This is a genomic window from Photobacterium frigidiphilum (assembly GCF_003025615.1).
Classification (GTDB): Bacteria; Pseudomonadota; Gammaproteobacteria; order Enterobacterales; family Vibrionaceae; genus Photobacterium; species Photobacterium frigidiphilum.
In genome coordinates this window covers 50,839-68,094 of record NZ_PYMJ01000019.1, presented here as the reverse complement: position 1 = coordinate 68,094, position 17,256 = coordinate 50,839, and the positions used below count along the sequence as shown (strand labels likewise).

14 protein-coding genes are annotated in these 17,256 nt (G+C 42.7%); 5 read left to right on the top strand and 9 right to left on the bottom strand.

Annotation, left to right across the window (positions count from 1 at the left end):
- The first annotated feature begins 49 nt into the window (after window positions 1-49).
- The 3 genes from ettA to C9J12_RS17500 all read left to right on the top strand — a co-directional run bounded on the left by ettA (window position 50) and on the right by C9J12_RS17500 (window position 3,387).
- Window positions 50-1,717, top strand: a complete 1,668-nt coding sequence (gene ettA / locus C9J12_RS17510) for an energy-dependent translational throttle protein EttA (RefSeq protein WP_107243887.1) — start codon at window positions 50-52, stop codon at window positions 1,715-1,717.
- A gap of 280 nt (window positions 1,718-1,997) precedes the next feature.
- Window positions 1,998-2,378, top strand: coding sequence for a PilZ domain-containing protein (locus tag C9J12_RS17505; protein WP_107243886.1), 381 nt, complete (start codon window positions 1,998-2,000; stop codon window positions 2,376-2,378).
- Window positions 2,379-2,394: 16 nt separating this feature from the next.
- Window positions 2,395-3,387 carry a M23 family metallopeptidase gene (locus C9J12_RS17500; RefSeq protein WP_107243885.1) on the top strand — a complete coding sequence of 331 codons (993 nt, stop codon included), beginning with the start codon at window positions 2,395-2,397 and terminating at the stop codon, window positions 3,385-3,387.
- 158 nt (window positions 3,388-3,545) lie between these two features.
- Here C9J12_RS17500 and radA read toward each other — a convergent pair whose 3' ends face one another.
- On the bottom strand, window positions 3,546-4,925 hold the full coding sequence (gene radA / locus C9J12_RS17495; RefSeq protein WP_107243884.1) for a DNA repair protein RadA: 1,380 nt from the start codon (window positions 4,923-4,925) through the stop codon (window positions 3,546-3,548).
- Window positions 4,926-5,071: 146 nt separating this feature from the next.
- Here radA and C9J12_RS17490 point away from each other — a divergent pair, with 146 nt between their 5' ends.
- Window positions 5,072-7,423, top strand: coding sequence for a PilZ domain-containing protein (locus C9J12_RS17490; protein ID WP_107243883.1), 2,352 nt, complete (start codon window positions 5,072-5,074; stop codon window positions 7,421-7,423).
- Between the two features lie 165 nt (window positions 7,424-7,588).
- On the opposite strand, the gene serB is transcribed toward C9J12_RS17490, so the two are convergent.
- The gene (gene serB, locus C9J12_RS17485; RefSeq protein ID WP_107243882.1) at window positions 7,589-8,554 is read right to left on the bottom strand and encodes a phosphoserine phosphatase; all 966 of its coding nucleotides are present in this window, start codon (window positions 8,552-8,554) and stop codon (window positions 7,589-7,591) included.
- Window positions 8,555-8,831: 277 nt separating this feature from the next.
- Here serB and C9J12_RS17480 point away from each other — a divergent pair, with 277 nt between their 5' ends.
- Window positions 8,832-9,443 carry a YtjB family periplasmic protein gene (locus C9J12_RS17480; RefSeq protein ID WP_193944683.1) on the top strand — a complete coding sequence of 204 codons (612 nt, stop codon included), beginning with the start codon at window positions 8,832-8,834 and terminating at the stop codon, window positions 9,441-9,443.
- 91 nt (window positions 9,444-9,534) lie between these two features.
- Here C9J12_RS17480 and deoD read toward each other — a convergent pair whose 3' ends face one another.
- From deoD to C9J12_RS31425, 7 genes are all read right to left on the bottom strand, one after another.
- A complete protein-coding gene (deoD, locus tag C9J12_RS17475; protein WP_006230712.1) occupies window positions 9,535-10,260 on the bottom strand; it encodes a purine-nucleoside phosphorylase in 726 nt (241 codons plus the stop codon).
- Between the two features lie 137 nt (window positions 10,261-10,397).
- Window positions 10,398-11,618, bottom strand: a complete 1,221-nt coding sequence (locus C9J12_RS17470; RefSeq protein WP_107243881.1) for a phosphopentomutase — start codon at window positions 11,616-11,618, stop codon at window positions 10,398-10,400.
- A gap of 10 nt (window positions 11,619-11,628) precedes the next feature.
- Window positions 11,629-12,960: a thymidine phosphorylase gene (gene deoA / locus C9J12_RS17465; RefSeq protein ID WP_107243880.1), complete on the bottom strand. Its 1,332-nt coding sequence runs from the start codon at window positions 12,958-12,960 to the stop codon at window positions 11,629-11,631.
- 201 nt (window positions 12,961-13,161) lie between these two features.
- Window positions 13,162-13,935 (bottom strand): deoxyribose-phosphate aldolase, encoded by a 774-nt coding sequence (gene deoC, locus C9J12_RS17460; RefSeq protein WP_107243879.1) that lies wholly within the window; start codon window positions 13,933-13,935, stop codon window positions 13,162-13,164.
- A gap of 841 nt (window positions 13,936-14,776) precedes the next feature.
- Window positions 14,777-16,030, bottom strand: a complete 1,254-nt coding sequence (locus tag C9J12_RS17455; RefSeq protein WP_107243878.1) for a NupC/NupG family nucleoside CNT transporter — start codon at window positions 16,028-16,030, stop codon at window positions 14,777-14,779.
- 220 nt (window positions 16,031-16,250) lie between these two features.
- Window positions 16,251-17,045 (bottom strand): TatD family hydrolase, encoded by a 795-nt coding sequence (locus tag C9J12_RS17450; protein WP_107243877.1) that lies wholly within the window; start codon window positions 17,043-17,045, stop codon window positions 16,251-16,253.
- Window positions 17,035-17,244, bottom strand: coding sequence for a hypothetical protein (locus C9J12_RS31425; protein ID WP_107243876.1), 210 nt, complete (start codon window positions 17,242-17,244; stop codon window positions 17,035-17,037). Before C9J12_RS31425 ends, C9J12_RS17450 begins: the two co-directional genes overlap by 11 nt.
- Window positions 17,245-17,256: the final 12 nt, after the last annotated feature.

Below are 17,256 nucleotides of genomic sequence, written 5' to 3'. Positions count from 1 at the left end.
ATTGGGTAAAATACCTTCTTCATTTTAGATTAGAGATCATAAACTGATTATGGCTGAATACGTTTATACCATGCAGCGCGTGGGCAAAATTGTTCCACCAAAGCGTCAAATCCTTAAAGATATTTCATTAAGCTTTTTCCACGGCGCCAAAATTGGTGTTTTAGGCTTGAATGGTTCAGGTAAATCAAGCCTGCTCCGTATTATGGCTGGTATTGATAATGACATTGAGGGTGAAGCACGCCCACAAGCAGGGCTGAAGATCGGCTACCTGCCGCAAGAACCTGTTCTTGATGAAGAAAAAACAGTACGTGAAATTGTTGAAGAAGCCGTCTCTGACGTAAAAAATGCCTTAACACGTCTTGATGCGGTTTATGCAGCGTATGCTGAACCTGATGCAGATTTCGATGTGCTTGCTAAAGAGCAAGGTGAACTTGAAGCCCTTATCGAAACCAAAGATGGTCATAATCTAGAGAATACTCTAGAGCGTGCGGCTGATGCATTGCGCCTTCCTGAATGGGACGCTCCGATTAAATTACTGTCTGGTGGTGAACGCCGTCGTGTGGCAATTTGTCGCTTATTGCTTGATAAGCCCGACATGCTGTTACTTGATGAACCAACAAACCACTTAGATGCTGAATCGGTTGCATGGCTTGAGCACTTCCTATGTGAGTACACAGGTACTGTTGTGGCAATTACCCACGACCGTTACTTCCTTGATAATGCAGCAGGTTGGATTCTTGAGCTTGACCGTGGTGAAGGTATTCCATGGGAAGGTAACTACACATCTTGGCTTGAGCAGAAAGATGCACGTCTACAACAAGAATCATCTCAAGAAAATGCACGTCAAAAAACGATTGCTAAAGAGCTTGAGTGGGTTCGTCAAAACCCTAAAGGTCGTCAAGCAAAGTCAAAAGCACGTATGGCGCGCTTTGAAGAGCTTAATACTAGCGACCACCAGAAGCGTAACGAAACCAATGAACTGTTTATCCCACCGGGTGAGCGTTTAGGTGACAAGGTTATTGATGTAACCAACCTAACGAAATCATACGGTGATCGTGTATTGATTGATGATCTATCGTTCAGTATGCCAAAAGGTGCCATCGTCGGCATTATCGGTGCCAATGGTGCTGGTAAATCAACATTGTTTAAAATGCTAAGTGGTGCTGAACAACCTGATTCAGGTACAGTAGAACTCGGTACAACGGTTAGCCTTGCATCTGTTGATCAGTTCCGCGATAGCATGAACGATAGCAACACCGTTTATCAGGAAATTTCTGAAGGTGCTGAAATTATTCGTATCAACAACTACGAAGTACCAGCACGCGCTTATGTGTCACGCTTTAACTTCCGTGGCAGTGATCAGCAAAAACGCATTGGCGATCTTTCTGGTGGTGAGCGCAACCGTGTTCACTTAGCGAAACTGCTAAAAGCGGGTGGTAACGTATTACTACTCGATGAACCGACCAATGACTTGGATGTTGAAACACTTCGAGCACTAGAAGAAGCATTACTTGAGTTCCCAGGTTGTGCCATGGTTATCTCGCACGACCGTTGGTTCCTCGACCGTATCGCGACCCATATTCTAGACTACCGTGATGAAGGCAAAGTTAACTTCCATGAAGGTAACTACACCGAATACACCGATTGGCTGAAGAAGACACTGGGTGCAAAAGCTGCAGAACCACATCGCATTAAATACAAGCGTATGACTAAGTAATGTAGTCACCGTTAATAACACTAAAAAGAGCCGACATTTCGGCTCTTTTTTTATGTGAAAATCTTCTAACGACGAAATATAGACCTTTGATATCGCTTTTCATTCATAACCATCCGATATAAAACACTCCGTCTCATCACTCAATCGTAGATATAATGCCAATTTCTTTACGTTTGTCTTAATAAGCAACTGGTTTTAATAAATTTGTGATCATATTCCTAGAGATAAATCTCTTTTCTCTTTAGACTTATGTGACGATAATCCAAAAAATAAGAAGATTATGGTTGAACGTCGTCATTTCATGCGCATTATTTATCAGTCATCAGCAACGCTTTCTCAAGCAAATGATGAATGGACTGCTGCTGTCTGTGATCTCTCGTTGCAAGGGATACTATTAACCCGCCCAACAGATTGGCAACCTAATCACGATACGCACTACACCGTTCGCTTCTGCTTACATGAATGCGATATCGAATTGGTCATGGACACCCAATTAGTTCGACACTGTAATGATTATTTACGCATGCGCATTCATCATATGGATATTGATAGCGCAAGCCACTTAAAGCGCCTAGTCGAATTGAACATCGGAACGGATGAACTATTACATCGCGAGTTAGAACAACTTGCCGACTTAGAAAGATCTATTAACGAGCAGTAGAAACGAATTATTCATCATGTCTGACAATATTTGTATCTCGGTTTCCGATCACCGAGGAACCTCACATTACCGTATTAACCGTTTTAAAAAACGTTATGTCGTATTGCTATCAACCGTACTTCTCTCTCTTTTGATAGGTGGCGGCTACAGTATTTATTTTCTCTATCAGCAGACACAGTTATCTGATCACCAACTTAATCAATTAAACGTGCAAGCAGAACAACTGTCTGAATCGCTGACAGCTGAAAACACCACAAATGACGACCTCACCAAACAGCTTGCAGATAAGAATGCAGAATTATTGCGCCTTACCCAGCGCGTGGATGATGTAGAGACGATTTTAGGCTTACAAGGCGATAGTCCTGAAGACATTACACTCGATCAGCGTATTGATAGTGCGGCAATTAGCTCTGCCGTTAGAGGCACACTGTTTCGCTTGATACCTAACGGTAACCCTACTGATGATGTTCGCCTATCATCCGGTTTTGGCACCCGTATTCACCCAATAACCGGGAAACGTAAAAGTCACCGCGGCTTAGATTTTGCCGCAAATACGGGAGCGGCAATTTATGCACCAGCCGATGCCGTAATAGAACTTGTTCGCCCAAGTAACAAAGGCTACGGCAATCATTTAAAATTGAGTCACTCCCTTGGTTTTACGAGTTCTTATTCTCATATGAGTAAGTTCAATGTAAAGCGAGGACAGTTTGTCCGTAAAGGGGATTTAATTGGCTGGACGGGTAATACCGGCATGTCGACAGGTCCACATTTACATTACGAAATCCGTTTCTTAGGGCGAGCCATTAACCCCCGTCCGTTTGTCGATTGGACGCCAGATAATTTTGATAATCTGTTTGAAAAAGAAAAAACAGTACAATGGGCAGCACTGTTAGAGATGGTTAACAACGTTGTTTCAATGCAAGTGCAACTAACATACGTACCCCAGCCCGCAGACCCGATAGATACTGCGAGCACTCAAGCAGTTTCAAGTGATGAGCGAAAGCTCTAGGGTAATGCCAAACAGGTTAATCATAATCGCCCTTCCACCTAAAAAAACAGATAAAAAAACGAGAGCATTTGCTCTCGTTTTTTTGCTCATCGATTATCAATAAGTCATTATCGACGAACCTTTATCAAGCCATATTACTCGCAGCGGCATCAGATAACCTAAGACACGCGATCAAATGCTTCTAACGCTTCTTGCAAATCTTCTACCGCAATAATTTCAATACCGTTAATTTTCCGGCTCGCATTCGCCTTAGGTACAATCGCGCGTGTAAAGCCCTGCTTAGCCGCTTCCCGAATGCGTTCCATGCCATTAGCTGCCGGGCGAATATCAGCATTCAAACCGATTTCACCAAACACCAGCACATCCTGTGGAAGAGGCTGATTCTTGAAACTCGAGAAGATAGACAACAATACTGCCAAGTCAGCAGACGTTTCTTCAATCTTAATACCGCCAACACAGTTCACGAAGATATCCATGTCTGACAACATTACACCACCGTGTCGGGCTAATACGGCAATCGACATGGCTAAACGGTTAGAGTCATAACCAACCGATAAGCGACGAGGGTTCTCTGTCACCGAGTTATTACACAATGCTTGGATTTCTACCAACAATGGCCGTGAGCCTTCCCACAACGTCGTACAGGCTGAACCTGCATGGTTCTTATCAGAACGACTCAAAAAAATAGCCGAAGGATTTTTAACCTGCTTCATGCCTTGTTCGGTCATTGCAAAGAAACACGATTCTGAATCGGCACCAAAACGGTTTTTAGAAGTACGTAATACGCGAAACTTTTCATCCGATGTCGAAGATAAAGCAAACAATCCGTCCACAATGTGGATTAACTGCATAGGGCCTGCAACATTCGAATCTTTATTAATATGGCCAATCATTAAGAAGGTGACGCCTTCCGTCTTGGCAAAACGCGTTAAGGCTGCCGCAGATTCTTTGACTTGGCTTGGGCTACCAGCCGCTGAATCATTGTGTGCGACCGTCATGGTTTGAATCGAATCAATAATAACGAATTCAGCTTTCAGTTGAGTCACTAAATGCAATACTTGCTCAACAGACGTTTCAGCGACAACATTAATTTTATCAATGTTTTGGGTTTTTAATCGTTCTGCGCGTTGAGAGATCTGATGAATAGATTCTTCACCAGACACATACAATGCCGATTTTATTGCTGCTACCGCCCCAATACTTTGCAATAGTAAGGTTGATTTACCTGCCCCCGGATCACCACACAAGAGTAATACTGACCCCGGTACAATACCGCCACCTAACACGCGATCAAACTCACCAATACCTGAACTAAAACGCGGTAAATCTTTGTTTTCGACTTCAGACAATTTCTGTACTTTGGTTGAAGCACCTGCATAGCTGGTTGCAGCACCCACAGAGCCTATCGCTGCTTTTGTTTTAGGGACCGTAAACTCTGTAATAGTATTCCATGCGGCACATGCGCTGCATTGTCCTTGCCAACGAGGAAAGTCAGCCCCACAGTCACTACACACATAAGCGCGCTTCACTTTTGCCATTTTGTATCCTAATTTATTGATCAAACACTCAATATTTATCGAAATTACGGCTAAAAGACGTTTTTAATCGATTAATCTCACTACACACTTAAGATTTGCTGCAAAATGCAGATAATAGAAGCACAAGTAATGTATCAGAAAATAAGATGTTACTGGACGAATATAAAGGACTAATCGAGCAACTCATCCCCGTTTACGATAGTGAAGACTTCGACGATGTCTTTTTAATGCTAACGTATGAGGAAACAGGCCCAACCCGCCTTCAGCTCAAACTCGAAATAAAGCGTATAATGGCACCTTGCCAGCAAATCGTTGATCTTCGCGGTCGAGTAAAAGGAGAATGCCGCCCGTATGATCTTCACGGTCTCACCCATTGGTTAGATGATGTCGCGATCAATACTTATCACAAACGTATAAAAATATACGGTGGCAAATTTCGGGTCGGATTATATGAAGCTTTAATCAATACTCGTAATAACTTTCGCGTGCTGCATCATCAAGAAAAACTCAAACCACAAACCATCGAAAAAACAAAACAAGATACTCAATTTGATGCAAATCTGATTCGTTTTGGTCATTATTTAACACGTGAAGAAAACCGTTTACAAATATCGACGCAAGTGAATCTGCGTCTTCCTTTTGGTCAAGCCGTGCATGGGGTGACGTCTGACCTCTCCTATTCAGGGGCTAAATTTAAAGTGCCATCGGCCTTTAAATATAATCTTGGTCAAACGGTGAAAGCCAGTTTTCCAGTGTTGGCAGAAAAATGTCATGATGCTCGCCTTGCGAAAGACATTGAATACCGCATTCTTGGCATTGATGATAATAAAGATAACGACAGCTTCAAATGGTTACGCTTAACGCTACTGAGTGATAACCAAGTAATGAAAGACACCATCAAGCTGAATCAAAATCTGAACACGAGCCGCTCTCGAAATAATCATGAAGACAAAGTGATTCAAGCCCGAACCAAAGGCTATGAGCATTGCTTCTTAAAACATACCGCCAGCTTGCCATTATTTTTCTCTGGCGCGGAACTAAAATACAGCCTGTTAACCGAGCATAATCAAAATATTTGGGAAGATTGGCACGACGAACGAAACCAGCCCGTTATCAACCACCTTCTGTCAGAAGCACGGATGGCAACCCTTGGCAAAGCAGGGTTGAAGCAATGTAGTACTCTGATTTACAGCTTTTACCACGAGCATAATCATAAGAAATTTTTCTACTCTGCAGCACTGCCAGAGATGAACCAAGAACAACGACAGCTCTTTTGGCAAATAGGGGCAACGCGTAAAAGCTGGCGAGTCACACGTATAACGGTATACCCAATCGGATCGAATGATCTAGAACGTCTGCAAGATGTTGCACCTGAAATGGTGGAACAATTCCAGCATTTAACGCATATCGGGGTCATGCAAAACCTAACCAATGACCAAGCACAGCAAGATTACAGATTAAGCATTAAATCGCAATTACCGTCAAAAGCCTTGCATGTGTTTAGACACCAGCGCGATCCAATTTGCCAAGCAAAAGGCGTATTTTTCGATCCCAAACCACAGCGAAGTGAAGATCGTTTTAAATTTAAAACCCCAGTAGAGATCCAACACCCAGAACTCGGTAATGTACTCGGAGCCTCTATCGACTTCTCCACTCGCGGGTTAAACCTCAGTCTTGCCCTGCCACTAGCCGCGAAGAAAGACGACAGTGTCATTGTTAAATTTACCCAGTTACACAAGTTAGATACAAATTCATCATTAGATAAAATGCCTTACCGCATCATTAGAATCAGTCCAGACTGCCTTAACATTCAATTAACGTCTGGCAGTGGTGAAGACGCTCTAAAAGGCGAGCAATTCTTACGACGATTAATCAATCATAATGAAGAAAAACTGCTTTTATCTAAAGAGACTTTCCCCAAAGGCCCGCTATTATTAGCCATGCACCAAATGTTACTAACACGCCTTAATTGTGTGCCTTATTTTGCTGAAAAGATTAATCACAAAGTCACCGTAAAAGCGATTGGCTGTAATTTCCCATTACCCGCCCTCGCGAAGTTGTTTAATCAGTTAGCAGACGGCAAGGGATTTTCGTTACAGCCTATTTTTAAAAATCGGGTACAACGAATGCTGGCTGAAACCATGCGTCCGGTTGAAATTCGTCAACCATTCGTGCATGAACTTTACCTTTGGGTGCAACGTCAAGGTGACTCTGTCCAGCATATTGAGAGTAAATTGTTAGATGAGTTTGATGATTTAGAGCAACGAATCAACTTTGTCAAAAAAGCCCGCCAACAAGGTGAGTTCATTGCAATTCGTATCACTGCGGTACCTGTTCTGAATCCAATGACGGCATTAATTGGTGAAGAGTTAGGGCAGTTGGCACGCTTAACAATGCACCGTGCACGCGCATTAGAAGTCGAGTTTACGTCATTAATTGGCAGTGGTGAAATGTTCGATGTTACGGATGAAGTGCTGGTTAGACTCGAAATTAATTAAGCCTTTAGCCGTATTATATAGAGCATAAAATAGGACCATGAGTTGACATATCATGGTCCTTTTTTATTACTCGTACTTAATAGTTAATGCCGTAATACGCAAAGATAGCGGTAATGGCCATATAAGAATAAGTAAATGGTCAGATGTTTGTCTAGATGGGTATAGCTACCAACTCACATTTTGTGGCATTAACGATGCGGATAAAATACACAGTACCCCACCTAAATCCGCATGACGAATAGCAACAGACGCATCGGCTTCGACTTTTGGTTTCGCATGATAGGCAATCCCTAAACCTGCAGCCGCCATCATCACCAAATCATTCGCGCCATCACCAACAGCAACCGTATTATGCGGTTCAATATCATATTCATCAGCAAGCTCATACAGAATATCGGCTTTTGCTTGCGCATCAACAACATCACCTAACACTTTACCCGTTAGCTTGCCATCCACAATTTCTAGCGTATTCGACTGAGCATGAACTAAGTGCAACTCATCTTTTAGGTAATCAGAGAAATAGGTAAATCCACCCGATGCAATGGCAACTTTCCAACCATATCCATGCAATGTCGCCACCAACTCTCGCAGCTCAGGCATCATGGGTAATGTTGAACGAACGGTTTCAAGAATCGATTCATCTGAACCTTTTAAAGCCCCAACACGCTGACGAAGGCTTTGCTCAAAATCTAATTCGCCCTGCATTGCACGTTCTGTTACTTCTGCAACTTGCTCGCCAACCCCTGCTAGAACAGCAATTTCATCAATACATTCGATTTGAATCGCGGTGGAATCCATATCCATCACTATCAGCCCAGGTTCAAGCAAATCGGGCAAATCAGAGGTACGAGAAAAATCCAGCTTTTGGCTAATAACAGCCGCTGCATATTCATCGGTTAATTCATTCCCAATCAACAATGCATCGTATGAGCCCACTTTCCATGCTGCGACAATATCCAGCTCTTGTCTTGCACTGTCTCCGATCTTATAGACATCAAGCTCAGTAATATGCCGACCGTACAATAACCATGATGCTTTCTGCTTGGTTGAATTAGGTACCGCTAATATTTGAGGGAAACGCTTGTTAAGCGAAGTGTGCTTTTTGATTTTAAGTAGTTGTTGCTCATCCATGTTTGTTTCTATCCATTTAATTCAAAAACAGCTTGGGCGTGATTGTTATTTATTCATAATCCAAGCTATTTATAATGACACGCTATGCGCAATTACATTCTATTATAGCCATTGATGGCACTTTCACGCCCAAGTTACTCTTTGCTGTTACTATCAAAGTACCCTATTGCAATTTGTTTGGGCAAGCCCCAATATGGCAATCGTTTGATTTTGCAGTGTAGAATAAGACAATATGCATCTACTCTACCAAGCTTATAACTGAATTACGTTGGTTATTATGAAAATAAAGAAAACACGATTACAGCGAGTATGGCAATTATTTGTCTTAGTTTTCAGTCTGGGCGGTTTAGTTGCCATGCTGGAGTATGGCTCTGATGTGAATATACGTAACTACGAGGTGCTCAGTGAACAAACACAGTCATTGTCTCGCCTAGTTGTTCGTCAAGCCGCCGAGAGTGCTTCAAAAGATGTTGTCGATAATAACCAAGACAAATTAAAAGCCCTTGTTCAGCAAGTCTCGCAAGAAGCCTTAATTTTAGATGCCAGTATCTATGATTTAGAGGGCGTTACCCTTGCGAAAACTGAAGAGGCTATGCCACTTGAACAAGTCACTGGGCTATCGACACCCTTAGCAATAGCAAGCTTTGGACGCCAACAAATTGTGGAACCCATTTTTTCTGGCGATAACATTATTGGTTTTATGCGCATTACACTGGAACACGGTAAGCTACTCGAGAATGCCAATAACCAGATAGAAGAAATGACCAGCATTGTTCGAGGGCTCATTATCGCCGCATTACTTATCGGCTTCTTGCTGGCTTACACCTTCGGGCGTCGTAAAGACATCTGGCACTTCCCATTCTTACTGACAGCCAATGCTAAAGATTGATGATCAAGTAATCGGTTTACAGCCATAAAAAAAGACGACCTTGTGGTCGTCTTTTTTATATCTGGCTTAATGTTATCGAATCATCGATAAATTATGCTTCGTCTGCATCACCTAGCAATACAGATTCAAGTGCGATTTCCATCATCTCATTGAACGTTAGTTGACGCTCTTCAGATGTTGTCGCTTCACCACGTAGAATGTGGTCTGAAACAGTACAGATAGTCAGTGCTTTAGCACCAAACTCAGCAGCAACACCGTAGATACCAGCCGCTTCCATTTCTACGCCTACGATACCGTACTTATCCATTGTTTTGAAAAATTCAAAGTCAGGATTGTAGAACAGATCAGCAGAGAAAATGTTACCCACTTTAACAGGGATACCTTTTGCTTTTGCTGCATCAACGGCATTTTGTACCATACCGAAATCAGCAATCGCAGCAAAATCGTGGCCGCCAAAACGGATACGGTTTACTTTAGAGTCTGTTGATGCGCCCATGCCGATAACTACATCACGTAGTTTCACGTCATCACGTACTGCACCACAGCTACCCACACGGATAATTTTCTTAACGCCAAAGTCTTTAATTAACTCTGTCGCGTAGATAGAACAAGAAGGGATACCCATACCATGACCCATAACAGAGATCTTACGACCTTTATAAGTACCGGTATAACCAAACATACTACGTACGTTACATACTTCTTTTACGTCTTGTAGAAAAGTTTCTGCAATGTACTTCGCGCGTAATGGATCACCCGGCATCAGTACTACGTCAGCAAAATCACCCATTTCAGCATTAATATGTGGAGTAGCCATAGTTGTGTCCTTATTTCGTTTTTATAAACACTAAGTCGCGTTTTCTGTCATTACTAATAGCTGCTATTTCACTAAGGGGCAAGTATAAATAGCCTCTTAATCAGTGAAATAGCAAAATGCGTAATCATTAACCTGAATTACAGGAATGACTTACCGTATTCCATGTCAGATGTACCGTAATACTCTGCAAGGCTTTGACCAATATCTGCAAATGTTTCGCGACGACCTAAAGAACCAGCAGGAATCTTAGGACCCGTTACGATGACAGGAATGTGCTCACGCGTATGATCTGTACCTTCCCATGTTGGATCACAACCATGATCCGCAGTCAGAATTAACACATCATCTTCTTGAAGCAATTCAAGAACTTCAGGTAAGCGCTTATCAAAGTATTCAAGCGCTGCAGCATAACCTGCAACATTACGGCGGTGACCATAAGCTGAATCGAAATCTACAAAGTTAGTAAAGACTAAGCTGTTATCACCTGCTTGTTTAATTTGCTCAAGCGTTGCTTCAAACAGAGCAGGAATACCATTCGCTTTCACTTTTTTAGTGATACCACAGCCTGCATAGATATCAGAAATTTTGCCGATAGAAATAACGTCGCCGCCTTTCTCATCCACTAATTTCTGCAGTACTGTTATTGCTGGTGGCTCAAGAGATAAATCACGACGGTTACCCGTACGTTCAAATTGCCCTTTACCTGGACCTGTAAATGGACGCGCAATTACACGACCAATATTATAGTCTTCCAGCTCTTCACGTGCGATTTGGCACAGTGTTAGCAAGTTATCTAAACCAAACGTCTCTTCATGACATGCAATTTGGAATACCGAATCTGCAGAGGTATAGAAGATAGGCATGCCCGTCTTCATGTGTTCTTCACCCAATGCATCCAATACGTGCGTACCAGATGCATGGCAGTTACCCAAGAAGCCAGATAAGTTCGCTCGCTTTAGGATGCGATCTGTCAGCTCTTTCGGGAAACTGTTGTCGTGATCAGAGAAGTAACCCCAATCAAACAATACGGGTACGCCTGCAATTTCCCAGTGACCCGATGGGGTATCTTTGCCTGATGATAATTCTTTTGCGTGACCGTAAGCGCCTGTAATTTCAACACTTGGGTCTAAGCCTTCAGGGAAGTAACCAGAAGATTCTTCACACGCTTTACCTAAACCAAGTTTATTTAAGTTAGGTAGGTGAAGTGGACCACTACGATCACCGTTATCAGCTTCGCCACGTGCACATGCCTGAGCAATGTGACCCATGGTATTTGAACCTACGTCGCCAAAATCAACAGCGTCTTCTGTTGCGCCGATACCGAAAGAATCGAGAACTAGGATAATTGAACGTTTCATTTAAACTCCATTAAATATCTTCAGCGCGAATGCGACGGTAAACGTCAGGGGTTGGCGCAGGCTTTTCATCAGCAATAGTGATATTAGCACGTACGGCATTTGCCGCTTCTTGCCACTGTGCTTCGCTACGAGCGTGAATCACACATAAAGCAGTATCAGTATTCACTTCATCACCCAAACGGATCATGTCGCTTAAACCTACAGCGTAATCAATGCTGTCACTCGCCACACGGCGACCGCCACCCATGCCTACAACCGCCATACCTAAACCACGGGTATCCATGGCGTAAGCGTAACCTGTTGTTTCAGCAAACACTGGCTTAGCAATCTCTGCTTTCTCTAGGTAGTTGTCGTAATTTTCCATGAAATCGACTGGGCCACCTAAACCTGAAACCATTTTGCCGAAGCATGTTGCTGCTTTACCGTTATCCAGAACCGCTTGTAACTGCTCACGTGCTTGCTCAATATCTGAGGCTAAGCCACTGTTTACAAGCATTTCAGCACACAATGCCATGGTCACTTCAAATAAGCGAGGGTTACGGTATTCACCGGTGAGGAATTGTACGGCTTCGCGTACTTCCAAAGCATTACCGGCAGTAGACGCCAATACTTGGTTCATATCTGTCAATAATGCTGTCGTTTTGGTGCCTGCACCATTTGCCACAGCTACGATCGATTTAGCCAAGTCTTCAGATGCTTCGTAAGTTGGCATGAATGCGCCCGAACCTACTTTCACATCCATAACCAAAGAGCCTAAGCCCGCAGCCAGTTTTTTCGACAAGATAGAAGCGGTGATCAATGAGATATTATCGACCGTTGCTGTTACGTCACGAGTGGCGTATACACGCTTATCTGCTGGTGCAAGATCGCCTGTCTGGCCAATAATCGCTACACCTGCATCTTTGGTCACTTGACCGAACACGTCATTGGTAGGGGTGATATTGTAACCAGGAATCGATTCTAATTTATCTAGCGTACCGCCAGTGTGTCCCAAGCCTCGGCCTGAAATCATTGGTACGAAACCACCACATGCTGCAACCATAGGGCCAAGCATCAAAGATGTTACGTCACCCACACCACCGGTAGAATGTTTGTCGACGATTGGGCCATCAAAGTTCATGTGGCTCCAGTCGATTACCATGCCAGAATCACGCATTGCACAGGTCAGTGCTACACGCTCATCCATGGTCATATCATTAAAGTAAATTGCCATTGCAAACGCAGCAATTTGACCTTCAGACACCGTCTCTTTTGCGATGCCTTGAATGAAGAAGTTAATTTCGTCAGCAGTTAATTCAATGTTATCACGTTTTTTTCTAATTATTTCTTGCGGTAAATACATGGTATTCCCCAATCAAAAGTTGGTCGTAGGATAGATAACTATTCGATTATTTTTAAATGAGAAATATCAGTTATTCCCCATAATTCGCTGGCATTAAGGCGCAGCGATCCACACAAGTATTGTGTTGTTTTAACAGAAACAATGAATAGTCACAGGTAGAGCTAAGATAAGGTGGCATTATGCCACCTTCTTTTTTCAGACTTAGTAGCCGCCTTGAGCCGCTTCTTCGCCTTCACCTAAAGTGTGCAATAAGTTTGCAAGTAGGCTTGATGCACCAAAACGGTAGTGCATGTTGTCTGCCCAGTCACCGCCAAGAATGCGGTCTGCCATAGCAAGGAATGCTTGAGCATCTTCTGCAGTACGAACGCCACCAGCAGGTTTGAAACCGACTGTTTTAGCAACATCCATATCTTTAATTACTGTCAGCATAATTTCTGCTGCTTCTGGCGTTGCGTTAACAGGTACTTTACCCGTCGATGTTTTGATGAAATCTGCACCGGCTTTAATCGAAAGCTCAGACGCTTGCTTGATTAACGCTTCAGTTTTAAGCTCACCCGTTTCGATGATAACTTTAAGCAGAGTATCGCCACATGCAGCTTTACACTGCTTAACTAGCTCAAAACCAACTTCTGCATTTCCAGCAATCAATGCACGGTATGGGAATACAACGTCAACTTCATCTGCACCGTATGCAATAGCTGCTTTTGTTTCAGCAACTGCGATATCGATATCGTCGTTACCGTGTGGGAAGTTAGTAACGGTTGCAATACGCACTTCTGGTGTACCTTGTTCACGCAACTGCTTCTTAGCAACAGGAACGAAACGAGGGTAAATACATACTGCTGCTGTGTTGCCTACAGCTGTTTTAGCATTCTTACAAAGCGCGATCACTTTTTCGTCAGTGTCGTCATCGTTCAGAGTTGTAAGATCCATTAATTTTAATGCACGTAATGCAGCAGCTTTTAAATCGCTCATGACTATCTCCAGTCCAGTTATTTTCTACCAAGCTTATAGAAACTGTTCCATACGCTTAACGATACGTTTTTTCATACCGCCAAACGGCCCGCTGACAGCGAACAGTTAGATAAGCGGACTTGATTCCTTGAAGACTCAAGTAAACAACGCGAGATCGTTTTACTTGATTGCTATCCTTTTCACCGCGCGAGACGTTATGTTTTTTTCATCTGTAATACTTTTGATCTGTAATACAGAGACGAATAAACCAACGCCTTGCAAGTTCGTGTTGTTCAGCAAAACCGTGACAGTACTTCCATCATGGTTAGGTAACGCTGAAACAACAGGTGCCTTTTTATGATGGTACGCCCTAATAATACCAAGGTCCGATGCACGTCACCATCAAAGTCGTGTTTCCACACGTGGACAATGTGTTTACCTTGAGAACTAACCCTAAGTCATTAATAAATAATAGTTAAGGTTATTCAGCTACAACGAACACAGCTAAAACATGACTTATTAATTCATCACTTATGAATAAACTACCCTTCCGATAAGTGTATTCATGAGTGTAGACCGTCGTGATAAAAGTATTGTCTGAATCAATATGCAAGATGCTATCAAAAGAATAGAGCAGAAAACGGAGCGCAATCGATTTTATGAAGGAAAGAAACAAGGCGAACGTAGTTTTTACCAAATCTGTTGATCATTAAGATGAACTGGAAACAATGACGGTAATACTGGATTTGATAAGTAATACCATTCTGGATAAGTAAAGTCAGATACTTGTCTAGATTGGCATAAGAGGCATAAAAAAACGCCACAGCAAGCTGTGGCGTTTTTGTGCTGACAGAGTCAGGTATTACATTGCGCTTAGCGAGAAGAACAAACCAGCGATTGTTGCAGACATTAGGTTAGATAATGTACCTGCAGCAACTGCACGCATACCGAAACGAGCGATATCGTGACGACGGTTTGGAGCAATGCTACCAAGACCACCCAGTAGGATTGCTACTGAAGATAAGTTAGCAAAACCACATAGTGCAAAAGAAATAATGATTTTCGTCTTCTCAGCTAGAATAACTGGAGCCGCATCGCCTAGGTACGGAACGTAACCTAAGTAAGCAACAAATTCATTCAAGATCAATTTCTGACCAATGAAAGAACCAGCAATGTTTGCATCTTCCCATGGCACACCGATTAGGAATGCTAGTGGTTGGAATACATAACCAAGAATAAGCTCTAGTGTTAGTTCAGGCATACCGAACCAACCACCAACACCACCAAGCAGACCGTTAACTAATGCAATTAGACCAACGAAAGCCAATAGCATTGCACCAATGTTTAGTGCTAGTTGCATACCAGAAGACGCACCGCCAGCTGCAGCATCAATTACGTTAGCAGGCTTATCGTCAGCAGCATCAGCATCTGACGCTAGTTGCTCGATTGGCTCTTCAGTTTCAGGCTTGATGATTTTAGCGAACAGTAGACCACCAGGGGCTGCCATGAATGATGCTGCGATCAAGTATTCTAGAGGAACACCCATTGCAGCATAACCAGCAAGAACACCACCAGCTACAGATGCTAGACCACCACACATAACTGCAAACAACTCAGATTGCGTCATCTTTGGTACAAACGGACGCACAACAAGAGGTGCTTCTGTTTGACCAACAAAAATGTTAGCAGTTGCAGACATTGATTCAGCGTTTGATGTACCTAGTACTTTTCTTAAACCACCACCAAGAACATTGATTACCACTTGCATAACACCCAAGTAGTAAAGAACGCTGATTAGTGCAGAGAAGAAGATTACTGTTGGTAGCACTTTAAATGCGAAGATAAAACCAATACCTTCAACAGAAAAGTTAACTAGGTTACCGAATAGGAATTCGATACCTGTGTTACCGTAATCGATAACGCTCTGAACACCGCTACTCGCAGCACCTAGAACGTCCTTACCCCAAGGTACATAAAGAATAAATGCACCTAAAATAAATTGAATGGCAAATGCGCCACCAACAGTACGTAAATTAATAGCTTTACGGTTATCAGATAATAGAACTGCTAGACCTAGCAATACTACCATCCCAACCAGGCTCATAAACATGCTCATAGTTTATGGCATCCCTTTATAGTTAAGTTTGGCGTCTCGACAATTTGGCTCATTAAGAGTCCGGCAGCATTATACTCATGCGGGTAACGATAAAGTAATGCGGCCATCACACTTTCTAAGGAAAGGAGATGTAAGTTTAGCGGCAATTGTGACAGCAATCACACTAAGCTCGTTCATTCACGCAAACGTTTCGCGCAAACGTTTCGATCTGAGAGTGACATCACAGTGAAATACGAAATAATTCAGCGGTAGTTAAGGTTGTTACCTCTTCTATCACCTGTTCAGATTCCACTCTAAAACTCGCTAAAGTTCGCAATATATTACATATCCTATCAGGGCGATTAGGCTCACCTTGGAACCCTGATATCGGCATATCTGGTGCATCGGTCTCTAATATGAGTTCTACCAACGGTAGAGATGCTATTGTATGGCGAGTTTTACTGGCACGGCTATATGTAATCGTTCCACCTACACCAATTTTGATACCTAGATCAATAAGTTGCCTTGCTTGTTGAAAGCTACCACTAAATGCATGATAAACACCACCAGCAATGGGTGGATTTTGCCTCAAAACTTTCATTAATTCAGGAAAGGCTTTGCGGCAATGCAAAATAACGGGTAAATCAAACTGATTGGCTAACGCTACCTGCTCGCTAAGCAATTCTATTTGTTGCTCTTTATCTGGATTAACAATGGCAAAGTCTAGTCCACATTCCCCGATAGCAACGCACTTTTTTCGATCAGTGTCTGAATCTTGAGTCACTTTTTGTATTTGTTCTTTAAGTAACGGTAAAGCGTGTTCTGAATGTTCATGGCTAAAAAAAGGATGTAAGCCCAGTGCATAATACAACTCATCAAATTGGCGACTTAACTGCTCAACTACATGCCAATTCCTCTCCCCTACTGAAGGGATAACAATACGCTTAACCCCCGCATTTTTTGCCAATGTTAAGTAATGTTCTGGGGCATCGATAAAAGGTGCAAAATCAAAGTGACAATGGCTATCAATCAACATATAAACGCTTTTTATTCTGTAAACCAGAGGTCGAATCGCACTTTTTCTGTTGAAAATGTGCGGCTCGACGTTTGGGGTGTCGCTCGTCATCTTCATCGTAACGAATAGGCGCACAGCAGCGCCTATTTTCAGGCGTAAAGCCCATACGTTCGCACCACTGATCATACTGAGCGATATATTTTTTCAACCATGCCAACATCTTCATTCTCCT